At 57.7% G+C, this 10,793-nt stretch carries 9 protein-coding genes and 1 riboswitch; of the genes, 8 read left to right on the top strand and 1 reads right to left on the bottom strand.

The features are described 5' to 3' along the window. Window positions 1–273: 273 nt before the first annotated feature. The gene (gene recQ / locus AC1ROR_RS12760; protein WP_498589603.1) at window positions 274–2,082 is read left to right on the top strand and encodes a DNA helicase RecQ; all 1,809 of its coding nucleotides are present in this window, start codon (window positions 274–276) and stop codon (window positions 2,080–2,082) included. 52 nt (window positions 2,083–2,134) lie between these two features. Here the strand turns inward: recQ and AC1ROR_RS12755 are convergent, their stop codons facing one another. After that, on the bottom strand, window positions 2,135–3,367 hold the full coding sequence (locus tag AC1ROR_RS12755) for an ROK family transcriptional regulator (protein ID WP_498589583.1): 1,233 nt from the start codon (window positions 3,365–3,367) through the stop codon (window positions 2,135–2,137). 264 nt (window positions 3,368–3,631) lie between these two features. On the opposite strand from AC1ROR_RS12755, the gene AC1ROR_RS12750 reads away from it, so the two are divergent. The 7 genes from AC1ROR_RS12750 (at window position 3,632) to nrdE (ending at window position 10,788) form a co-directional block, all read left to right on the top strand. Further along, the gene (locus tag AC1ROR_RS12750; protein ID WP_082183342.1) at window positions 3,632–4,654 is read left to right on the top strand and encodes a sugar ABC transporter substrate-binding protein; all 1,023 of its coding nucleotides are present in this window, start codon (window positions 3,632–3,634) and stop codon (window positions 4,652–4,654) included. A gap of 224 nt (window positions 4,655–4,878) precedes the next feature. Then, a complete protein-coding gene (locus AC1ROR_RS12745; RefSeq protein ID WP_003524280.1) occupies window positions 4,879–5,961 on the top strand; it encodes an ABC transporter permease in 1,083 nt (360 codons plus the stop codon). Then, window positions 5,961–6,743, top strand: coding sequence for an ATP-binding cassette domain-containing protein (locus AC1ROR_RS12740; protein ID WP_003524281.1), 783 nt, complete (start codon window positions 5,961–5,963; stop codon window positions 6,741–6,743). The genes AC1ROR_RS12745 and AC1ROR_RS12740 overlap by 1 nt, the downstream gene beginning before the upstream one ends. Continuing rightward, the gene (locus AC1ROR_RS12735; RefSeq protein ID WP_498589582.1) at window positions 6,740–7,369 is read left to right on the top strand and encodes a nucleoside triphosphate hydrolase; all 630 of its coding nucleotides are present in this window, start codon (window positions 6,740–6,742) and stop codon (window positions 7,367–7,369) included. The genes AC1ROR_RS12740 and AC1ROR_RS12735 overlap by 4 nt, the downstream gene beginning before the upstream one ends. A gap of 133 nt (window positions 7,370–7,502) precedes the next feature. Then, window positions 7,503–7,726, top strand: a riboswitch (cobalamin riboswitch). Between the two features lie 256 nt (window positions 7,727–7,982). After that, entirely contained in the window at window positions 7,983–8,204 is a 222-nt protein-coding gene (nrdH, locus tag AC1ROR_RS12730; RefSeq protein WP_010970634.1) for a glutaredoxin-like protein NrdH, read from the top strand. An 11-nt stretch (window positions 8,205–8,215) separates the two neighbouring features. Then, on the top strand, window positions 8,216–8,614 hold the full coding sequence (gene nrdI, locus AC1ROR_RS12725) for a class Ib ribonucleoside-diphosphate reductase assembly flavoprotein NrdI (RefSeq protein WP_035219745.1): 399 nt from the start codon (window positions 8,216–8,218) through the stop codon (window positions 8,612–8,614). 11 nt (window positions 8,615–8,625) lie between these two features. Then, window positions 8,626–10,788: a class 1b ribonucleoside-diphosphate reductase subunit alpha gene (gene nrdE, locus AC1ROR_RS12720; RefSeq protein WP_498589602.1), complete on the top strand. Its 2,163-nt coding sequence runs from the start codon at window positions 8,626–8,628 to the stop codon at window positions 10,786–10,788. The last annotated feature ends 5 nt before the right edge of the window (window positions 10,789–10,793 follow it).

Genomic DNA, 10,793 nt, shown 5'->3' with positions numbered 1-10,793 from the left:
GCGGGGTGGAGCAGCCCGGTAGCTCGTCAGGCTCATAACCTGAAGGCCGCAGGTTCAAATCCTGCCCCCGCAACCAAATCATTCATAACTCCCGTAGCAATCGCTCCGGGAGTTTTTCGTTTTAAGCTCCGCGTGCTCCGTCCCGCCAACAAAGGATGAGGGTGATGGCCCAATCCCAATCGTGTTTCTGCGTCAATTCCGTCTTTCGACATTGCGATGAAACCGGATTTGGCCATGATGCGCGAGCCGCCGCCAAACTCGGAAGAAATCGTCGTGACCGCAGATCCCTTGCAGATTCTCAAGACCATTTATGGCTACGATACGTTCCGTGGACGGCAGGCGGAGATCATCCGGCATGTGATGGCCGGCAATAATGCTTTCGTCTTGATGCCGACAGGCGGCGGAAAGTCGCTGTGTTATCAAATCCCGGCGCTCGCCCGTGAGGGGATGGGGTTGATCGTATCGCCGTTGATCGCGCTGATGGTTGATCAGGTGGCGGCATTGCGCCAGGCCGGTGTGCGGGCGAAGGCCCTTAATTCCGATCTTTCCCCGGAAGAGCGCCGGGCGCTCTGGCAGGCCATGCGGGCCGGTGAGGTAGATATTCTTTATGCCGCACCGGAAACCCTTCTCAAGCCCGATGTTCTCGACGCGCTCCAATCCATTGATCTGTCGCTGATCGCGGTCGATGAGGCTCATTGCCTGTCGCAATGGGGACATGACTTCCGCCCGCCCTATCGCCAGCTCGACATGCTGATCGAGCGTTTCCCGAATACCCCACGAATGGCGCTGACGGCGACGGCCGACGAGCCTACCCGCACCGAGATTCTTGGCCATCTGGGCATCGATGAAAAGGACGCTTTCATTGCCGGGTTCGATCGCCCGAACATCCGCTATGCGATTATGGAGAAGGATAATCCCCGCGCACAGCTGAAGCGTTTTCTTGAGGGCCGTGAAGGCGAAAGCGGTATCGTTTATTGCCTCTCCAAACGCAAGGTCGATGAAACGGCGGCTTGGCTTCGGGAAGAGGGACGTGACGCGCTGCCCTATCATGCCGGCATGGACAAATCTGCCCGCGAGGCGAACCAGACCAGTTTCCAGCACGGTGAGGCGGTCATCATCGTCGCAACGGTGGCTTTCGGTATGGGCATCGACAAGCCGGATGTCCGCTTCGTGGTTCATATTGATCTGCCCGGCAGCATTGAGGCCTATTATCAGGAAACCGGGCGTGCCGGCCGTGATGGTCTGCCGTCCGAAGTGTTGATGCTTTATGGTTATGAAGATATCGCTTTGCGTAACCGATTTATCGAAGAGTCGGACGCAGCGGACCAGCGCAAATATATGGAGCGCCAGAAGCTTGATGCGCTGCTCGGCCTGGCGGAAACCGCCGGTTGCCGGCGGCAGGTACTACTGTCCTATTTCGGCGACCGATGCGAACCCTGCGGCAATTGCGACACCTGTGCGCAACCGCCTGCCCTGTTTGACGGAGCCATCGCCGCACAGAAGTTGCTCTCCTGCATTTATCGCACCGGCGAGCGTTTCGGCCAAGCCTATGTCATCCGTGTATTGCTTGGAATGGTGGATGAGCGAATTTCCAGTTTCGGACACGATCAAATCACGACTTACGGCATTGGCAAAGAGCATGACAATCGCGCCTGGCGAGCCATCCTGCGCCAGCTGGTTGCGCTGCGCCTGATTGAGGTTGATCTGTCGGGGCATGGCGGCTTGTCAATTTCTGAGGAGGGAAGGCGCTTCCTGCGCGAAAAGCCTTCCCTGATGTTGAGGATACCGTCGGCTCCCCGTTCGACGCGGCAACAGACGCCCCGCACTCCGGCTGCCACGGCCTTGCCGGAGGCTGATCGCAGTCTCTTTGAAGCACTGCGTGCAAAGCGTATGGAGATCGCCCGCGCGCAGAACGTTCCGCCCTATGTGATTTTCCACGATAAGACGCTCATTGAACTTGCAGCAGTAAAACCAGCCTCGGCAAAGGAAATGGCACAAATCCCCGGCGTTGGAGAGACCAAGCTGGAACGCTACGGTCCCGCCTTTCTGGAGGCGATCACGGAACATTCTGCCAGCGAGTGATCGCTTGAATCCGGCAAAGAACCTCAAGCAAATATGGAGGAAGCCGGAAGCCTCAGCCTGTCGTGTCCTTGAACAGGACGTTCTGATCGATGAGGTAACGGGAAAACAGGGGCAGGCTTGCTCCCCCTATGGCCCGGGCCTGGCTGCCGACCGCACCTTCGATGATCTCCGGCATTGTGACACCCTGAAGATCATGATGCTTGAGGGCAAGCCGGGTGGCGAAGACTATTCTCGCCCTGACCCAGTCGGGAAAACCGCCATCGATGATGACACTGGAAAAATCGATGATGGAGGCTGCCGCGATAACGGCTTGCGCGAGCGCCGCAGCGGTTTTGTTGATCCAGCTTTCCAGTGGCTCGCCAAAATCGACCCACTCGTCCGGCGAAAACCACAGTGGGCGCGGATCGATGCCCCGCTCACGCAGCATGTTTTCCAGAACGAAGATGGAGGCGATTTTCAGAAGCTGCACCGTATTGCCATCCTGCCCCTGCACGGGCAGGGGGCCGATGGCGCCAGCGGTGCCTGTCTTGCCGGAAAACAGCGCCGAATTCAAAACGACGCCGCCGCCGATGAAGGATCCGATGAAGATATAGAGAAAATCGGCATAGTTCTGGCCGGCTCCGAAAACCAGTTCGGCGCCGCAGGCACTGGTCGCATCGTTCTGCAGAAAAACCGGATAGCTGATGCTTCCCGCAATTTCCGAACGAATATCAACATCCCGCCACCGCTCCATTTCGATCTGCGGTGCGCCCACCTCCTGCGCCCAGTTCCACAATTCGAACGGAGCGGCGATGCCAACGCCCGCGATTTTTTGTCGCTCGGCCGGAGACAGTTTTGCCTCGAGTTCGGCGATGCCCTCCACCACGAAAGGCAATATCCATTCCGGCAGCGGATAGGGATAGGTTCTGCGAAGCTTGAGCCTGATGCGGCCGACAAAATCCATCAGCACAAGATCGACGCTGCGCCGGCCGATCTTCACGCCGAAAGAAAAGACCGCGTCGGGGTTGAGGCGCATCGGTGTTGATGGCTGTCCCACCTTGCCGCGCAGTCTTTCACCCCGAATGAGAAGCCCGTCTTTTTCAAGCGAGCGCATGATGACGGAGACGGTTTGTGCCGAGAGACCGCACAGCCTGGAGATTTCCGCTTTCGACAATCCGCCATGCCGGCGAACGAGCGACAGGACGAGCCGCTCATTATAGGCGCGCACTCCGATCTGGTTGGCGCCGCCACTCATATCCATGATTGTGGGCGGCGCAGGCAGCGCCGTCTCGACAGATTGTCTCATAATACCATCCTCCCGCCCGCCCTATCCGTCGCGACCGATACAGCAGGCTTTATGGCAATCTTGCTATCGCAACGTTAAACGACGCGGCGATATTCCTCCCTGCCGCCTATTAGAATGCCATATGGAATTAATAATTCAATCGGATTTATTTATTGACAGCCGTTTCCTTTGGTGGTTCCATCTGTGCCAACGGTCGCTGTTCTCGGAGGAGACGAGATCGTCGAGTAACCGTCACGGTGCTTAAATATCCATTGGGAGGATTAAATGAAGACCACTGTTTCCGCTCTTCTGGGCGCGCTCGCGCTTGGCGTTTCTTTCGCTTCCGTTGCGTCTGCGGCCGATACATCGGTGTGCCTCATCACCAAGACCGATACCAATCCCTTTTTCGTCAAGATGAAAGAAGGCGCGACCGCCAAGGCTAAAGAACTTGGCGTGACGCTGAAATCCTACGCCGGCAAGATCGACGGCGATTCTGAAAGCCAGGTAGCCGCCATCGAGACCTGCATTGCCGATGGCGCCAAGGGTATTCTGATTACTGCCTCCGACACGAAGGGCATCGTTCCGGCCGTTCAGAAGGCGCGTGATGCCGGTCTTCTGGTCATCGCCCTCGACACGCCGCTGGAACCCGTCGATGCCGCCGATTCCACCTTCGCCACCGACAACCTCCTGGCCGGCGAACTGATCGGCAAATGGGCTGCCGGCACCCTTGGCGACAAGGCCAAGGATGCGAAAATCGCCTTCCTCAACCTCACCCCCTCCCAGCCGACGGTGGATGTGCTGCGCAACCAGGGCTTCATGAAGGGCTTTGGCATCGACGTGAAGGACATCAACAAGATCGGCGATGAAAACGATCCGCGCATCGTTGGCCATGATGTCACCAATGGTAACGAAGAAGGCGGCCGCGCGGCGATGGAAAATCTGCTGCAGAAGGACCCGACCATCAATGTCGTCCACACCATCAACGAGCCTGCGGCAGCCGGCGCTTATGAGGCGCTGAAGGCGGTCGGCCGTGAAAAGGATGTTCTGATCGTTTCCGTCGATGGCGGTTGCCCAGGTGTCAAGAACGTGGCGGAAGGCGTGATCGGCGCGACCTCGCAGCAATATCCGCTGCTGATGGCGGCTCTCGGCGTGGAAGCCGTCAAGAAGTTTGCCGACACCGGTGAAAAGCCGAAGCCGACCGAAGGCAAGAACTTCGTCGATACCGGCGTGACGCTGGTAACCGACAAGCCGGTCAAGGGCCTCGACTCGATCGATACGAAGGAAGGTCTCAACAAGTGCTGGGGCTGATGCCTCACCGTTGAAACCCGCGGGGGCATTCGTGCCCCCGCCCTTGGACGAGAATGATTGAGGCACGATCCGGGGGATCGGACAAAGGAACAAACGAGCGCGTCACGCGTCCTGCGGGGATGGCATAGGCCGCTTCACAACACTTTGAAATCTACGCATCATTCTCTTTTGAGATAGACCCCGGTGTCAGGGCTGGTGCGATAGAGCGATCGGGAGGAAAATCCATGAGCGATCAGCCGGTGCGGGCTCAGCCGCATAATGAATTTGAAAAAGTGCTTTCGGGAAGTTCGACGCAGGTCGCCGCTTTCGATACGCACGACAAGAGCGTGCTGGAAAAACTGCAGCACTTTCTCCACTCCAGCCCGGCGGCCGTTCCGCTTATCGTTCTGGTGCTGTCGCTGATTGTTTTCGGCCTGCTTCTCGGCGGCAAGTTTTTCTCGGCCTTCACGCTGACCCTTATTCTGCAGCAGGTCGCCATCGTCGGTATTGTCGGCGCGGCGCAGTCGCTGGTCATCCTGACGGCGGGCATCGATCTGTCGGTTGGCGCGATCATGGTCCTGTCCTCCGTCATCATGGGACAGTTTACCTTCCGTTACGGTCTGCCGGCGGAACTCTCCATTCTCTGTGGCCTCGCCGTCGGCGCATTTTGCGGCTTCATCAACGGTATTCTGGTCTCGCGCATGCGCCTGCCGCCCTTCATCGTCACGCTCGGCATGTGGCAGATCGTATTGGCGACCAACTTCCTTTATTCCGCAAACGAGACGATTCGCGCCCAGGATATCGCCCAGCAGGCGCCGATCCTGCAATTTTTCGGCGCCAATATCCGTGTCGGCAGCGCGGTCTTCACCTATGGCGTCATCGCCATGGTCCTGCTCGTCGCCCTGCTCTGGTATGTGCTGAACCGCACCGCATGGGGCCGCCATCTTTATGCTGTCGGTGACGATCCGGATGCCGCAGAACTTGCCGGTGTCAACGTCAAGCGCATGCTGACGACCGTTTACACACTGTCCGGCCTCATCTGCGCCTTCGCTGGCTGGGCCCTGATCGGCCGTATCGGCTCGGTTTCGCCGACCGCCGGTCAATTCGCCAATATCGAATCCATTACCGCAGTGGTTATCGGCGGCCTGTCGCTGTTCGGTGGACGCGGCTCCATCATGGGCATGATTTTCGGCGCCCTGATCGTCGGTGTCTTTTCGCTCGGCCTCAGGCTTATCGGAACAGACCCGCAATGGACCTATCTGTTGATCGGCGTCCTCATCATCATGGCTGTCGCAATCGACCAGTGGATCAGAAAGGTAGCAGGCTGATGGCAAAAGAACCCATTCTCACAGCACGCAATCTCGTCAAGCGCTATGGTCGTGTGACCGCCCTCGATCATGCTGATTTCGATCTCTATCCGGGTGAAATCCTGGCGGTGATCGGGGATAACGGCGCTGGCAAGTCCTCTCTCATCAAGGCGATTTCCGGTGCGGTGACACCCGATGAAGGGGAAATCCGGCTGGAAGGCCAGCCGGTCCAGTTCCGCTCGCCGATCGAGGCGCGCAAGGCTGGCATCGAGACGGTTTATCAGAACCTCGCCCTGTCACCGGCGCTCTCCATAGCCGACAATATGTTTCTCGGCCGGGAAATCCGTAAACCCGGCATTCAGGGCAGCCTGTTCCGGGCGCTGGACCGCCCGGCCATGGAAAAATTCGCCCGCGAGAAACTGTCGGAACTCGGCCTGATGACGATCCAGAACATCAATCAGGCAGTGGAAACCCTCTCCGGCGGCCAGCGTCAGGGTGTGGCCGTGGCGCGTGCAGCGGCCTTCGGCTCCAAGGTCGTCATTCTTGACGAGCCAACGGCGGCGCTTGGCGTCAAGGAAAGCCGGCGTGTTCTGGAGCTTATTCTGGATGTGCGCTCGCGCGGCCTGCCGATCGTCCTCATCTCGCATAACATGCCGCATGTCTTCGAGGTCGCGGATCGCATCCATATCCACCGGCTCGGCAAGCGCCTGTGCGTCATCAATCCGAAGGACTATTCCATGTCGGATGCTGTCGCCTTCATGACGGGCGCCAAGGAAGCGCCGAAGGAAACGCTTGCCGCATGACGCTGAAGCTTGAAACGATCGCCGAAGACGTTCTTCGGCGGGCAGAAGGTAAATCCCGTTTTATTGTCGCCATTGCCGGTCCCCCTGGGGCCGGCAAATCCACGCTGGCGGATGCCCTTTGTGATACTTTGCTCGCACGGGGCGAAACGGCCGCCGTCCTGCCCATGGATGGCTTCCATATGGACAATGGCATCCTTGAAGAGCGGGGGCTGCTGCCGCGAAAAGGCGCGCCGGAAACATTCGACGTGCGCGGTTTTCTCGATATCGTCTCCGCCGTCCGCAAAGGCGGGCAGGAGGTGCTTGTTCCGGTTTTCGACCGCTCCTGTGAAATCGCCATAGCGTCTGCCCGGGCGATTGCGCCGGAAACACGCTTTATCCTCGCTGAAGGCAATTATCTGCTGCTGGACGAGGCGCCATGGACAACTCTTTCCAAAAGCTTCGACCTCACCATTTTTGTAGGGCCGTCCGTCGATGTGCTGGAGGAGAGGCTGCGGAAAAGGTGGCAGGGCTATGGTCTCGACGAGGCTGAGATCCACGCCAAACTTTTCGAAAACGATCTTCCGAACGGAAAAAGGGTGATCGAAAACGCCCGTCCCGCCGATATCCGCATCGATATCTGGGAATAGATTAACGCTTTTCTCTGTTTGGACGGCGGCACGCATGTGCCGTTAAGCCTTTGTTGACCATGTGTTGAATCTTTTTGATCCACAGGGTGGGGCTTTTGTGTGTCTATTTATTGACGCGAAAATTTCCTCATATACTATATGTGGTGTTCGAGGTTCTTCCGATTCGCAAGGATTGGGAGCTAAGACGGGAATTCGGTGCGTAACGCCATTATGGCGGAGCAAGGCCGAAACTGCCCCCGCAACTGTAAGCGGTGAGCATCGTTCCGATTTGGGTCACTGGGGTCAAAAGCTCCGGGAAGGCCGGAATAGATGTTGTGACCCGCAAGTCAGGAGACCTGCCTTGAGCGCAAACGTCCACGGGCGGGGTGTCCGGAGGAAGGTGTATGACGCAAATGATTTGCGTGCGCCCTTTTCTGCCCCCTCCAGAACTAGCTTCGGGGTGAAGTCATGCCAGTGCATTTGTTTGAGTTGCTGCGCTCGTCGGCGTAGAGAGTGATTTTACGCGGCTAAAAGCCGCGCGCGCCCACCCTAATGACAGATCCATCGCCGCCCGATTGCGATTGCAATCGGCAATGTTGAGCCGTGTCCGAAACCGGTTTCGAGAGAGGAAATTATGACCGTCACCGTTTACAGCAAGCCCGCCTGCGTCCAATGCACCGCAACCTATCGCGCCCTCGACCGCATCGGCGTCCCTTACGAGATCATCGATATCTCCGAAGATACGGATGCGCTCGATCACGTCCGCGGTCTCGGTTACATGCAGGTTCCCGTGGTCGTCGCCGGTGAGCGCCATTGGGCGGGTTTCCGGCCGGATATGATCGGCTCGATCAGCTGAGGCGGCGGGCGATGGGCCTGATCGTCTATTATTCCAGCCGCTCTGAAAACACCCATCGTTTCCTTCTGAAACTGGGACGGCGTCTGTTTCGCCTGCCGCTCGGCGCGGAGGAAGATGTTCCCCATGTGTCCGAGCCCTATGTGCTGGTCACCCCCACCTATGGGGGCGGCGGCACCAAAGGGGCCGTGCCAAAGCCGGTCATCCGGTTTTTGAACGAGCCCTCCAACCGAAATCTCATTCGCGGCGTCATCGCGGCGGGAAACACGAATTTTGGCGCAGCTTTCGCATCCGCCGGAGATATCGTCTCGCGCAAATGCGCGGTGCCGTTTCTCTATCGCTTCGAGCTTCTCGGCACGGAGGAAGATGTCGCCAACGTCAAACATGGATTGGAACGATTTTGGACACGCTGACCTCGAGCGCCATGCGCAAGGACGCCAAACAGCCGGTAGCTGCAAGCCAGAAACCGGTTGATACGGGACTGGACTACCACGCGCTGAACGCGATGCTGAACCTTTACGATGAGAACGGAAAGATCCAGCTCGACAAGGATCGGCTGGCCGCCCGGCAATATTTCCTCCAGCACGTCAACCAGAACACGGTGTTTTTCCATAACCTCAGGGAAAAGCTCGATTATCTGGTGACGGAGGGATATTACGAACAGGAGGTACTGGACCAGTATTCCTTCAATTTCGTCCGTGACCTCTATGACGAGGCCTATGCCCGGAAGTTCCGCTTCCCCACCTTTCTCGGCGCTTTCAAATATTACACCTCCTACACGCTGAAGACATTCGACGGAAAACGTTATCTGGAGCGTTACGAGGATCGCGTCTGCATGGTGGCGCTGGCCCTTGCGCGTGGCGATGAACAGCTTGCCCGCGATCTGGTCGATGAAATCATTTCAGGCCGCTTCCAGCCGGCAACGCCGACATTCCTCAACGCCGGCAAGAAGAGCCGCGGTGAACTGGTCTCGTGTTTTCTGCTGCGTGTGGAAGACAATATGGAGAGCATCGGCCGCTCCATCAATTCGGCCCTGCAGCTTTCCAAGCGCGGTGGTGGTGTGGCGCTGTCCCTGACCAATATTCGCGAATTCGGAGCGCCGATCAAACAGATCGAAAACCAGTCTTCCGGCGTCATTCCTGTCATGAAGCTATTGGAAGACAGCTTTTCCTATGCCAACCAGCTCGGCGCGCGCCAGGGTGCCGGCGCGGTCTATCTGCATGCCCACCACCCGGATATCATGCGCTTCCTCGATACCAAGCGCGAAAATGCCGACGAGAAAATCCGCATCAAGACCCTGTCGCTCGGCGTGGTGATCCCCGATATCACCTTCGAACTCGCCCGCAACAATGAGGATATGTACCTGTTCTCGCCCTATGATGTGGAGCGTGTCTATGGCGTGCCGTTGACCGAGATTTCGGTCAGCGAAAAATATCATGAAATGGTCGCCGATAGCCGCATCCGCAAGAAGAAGATCAAGGCGCGCGAATTCTTCCAGGTGATCGCCGAAATCCAGTTCGAGAGCGGTTACCCCTACATCATGTTCGAGGATACGGTGAACCGCGCCAATCCGGTCGCGGGCCGTATCAGCATGAGCAATCTCTGCTCGGAAATCCTGCAGGTCAGCGAAGCGAGCGAGTTCAACGCCGATCTGTCCTATAGCCATATGGGTAAGGATATTTCCTGCAATCTCGGCTCACTTAACATCGCCTCGGCGATGGACTCCGCCGATTTCGGCAAGACCATCGAGACATCCATCCGGGCGCTGACGGCCGTGTCGGACATGAGCCACATTTCCTCCGTTCCTTCGGTGGAAAAGGGCAATGATGCCAGCCACGCCATCGGGCTTGGCCAGATGAACCTTCACGGTTATCTGGCGCGTGAGCGCATCTTCTACGGTTCCGAAGAAGGCGTCGATTTCACCAATATCTATTTCTACACCGTCACCTACCACGCCATCCGCGCCAGCAACCGGCTGGCCGTGGAAAGGGGTCAGAGCTTCAGGGGCTTTGAGAACTCCAAATATGCCTCGGGCGACTATTTCGACAAATATACCGACCGGGAATGGTCGCCCGCGACGGAAAAGGTCCGTGAGCTGTTCGAAAAAGCCGGCATTGCCATTCCAACGCAGGAAGACTGGACAGCGTTGAAGCAGGACGTGATGGCATCGGGTCTCTATAACCAGAACCTTCAGGCTGTGCCGCCCACCGGCTCGATCTCCTATATCAACCACTCCACCTCCTCCATTCATCCGATCGTCTCGAAGATCGAAATCCGCAAAGAGGGCAAGATCGGCCGCGTTTATTATCCGGCTTCCTATCTCTCTAATGACAATCTCGAATATTATCAGGATGCCTATGAAATCGGCCCTGAAAAGATCATCGACACCTATGCGGCCGCGACCCAGCATGTCGATCAGGGCCTGTCGCTGACGCTGTTTTTCCGCGATACGGCGACGACGCGTGATATCAACCGGGCGCAGATCTACGCCTGGAAGAAGGGCATCAAGACCATCTATTACATCCGTTTGCGCCAGATGGCGCTGGAAGGCACGCAGGTTCAGGGCTGCGTTTCCTGCACGCTCTGAATTGA

The organism is Agrobacterium sp. GW821-FHT14E08, assembly GCF_058803865.1.
Note: the sequence above shows the minus strand (reverse complement) of the source record. Positions and strands in the feature narration are given on the sequence as shown.

Bases quoted from the DNA above. Each gene is read 5' to 3' on its own strand.
- nrdI (WP_035219745.1), top strand. From the start codon at position 8,216: ATGGGCCTGATCGTCTATTATTCCAGCCGCTCTGAAAACACCCATCGT.
- AC1ROR_RS12740 (WP_003524281.1), top strand. From the start codon at position 5,961: ATGGCAAAAGAACCCATTCTCACAGCACGCAATCTCGTCAAGCGCTAT.
- AC1ROR_RS12735 (WP_498589582.1), top strand. From the start codon at position 6,740: ATGACGCTGAAGCTTGAAACGATCGCCGAAGACGTTCTTCGGCGGGCA.
- nrdH (WP_010970634.1), top strand. From the start codon at position 7,983: ATGACCGTCACCGTTTACAGCAAGCCCGCCTGCGTCCAATGCACCGCA.
- nrdE (WP_498589602.1), top strand. From the start codon at position 8,626: ATGCGCAAGGACGCCAAACAGCCGGTAGCTGCAAGCCAGAAACCGGTT.
- AC1ROR_RS12755 (WP_498589583.1), bottom strand. From the start codon at position 3,367: ATGAGACAATCTGTCGAGACGGCGCTGCCTGCGCCGCCCACAATCATG.
- AC1ROR_RS12745 (WP_003524280.1), top strand. From the start codon at position 4,879: ATGAGCGATCAGCCGGTGCGGGCTCAGCCGCATAATGAATTTGAAAAA.
- AC1ROR_RS12750 (WP_082183342.1), top strand. From the start codon at position 3,632: ATGAAGACCACTGTTTCCGCTCTTCTGGGCGCGCTCGCGCTTGGCGTT.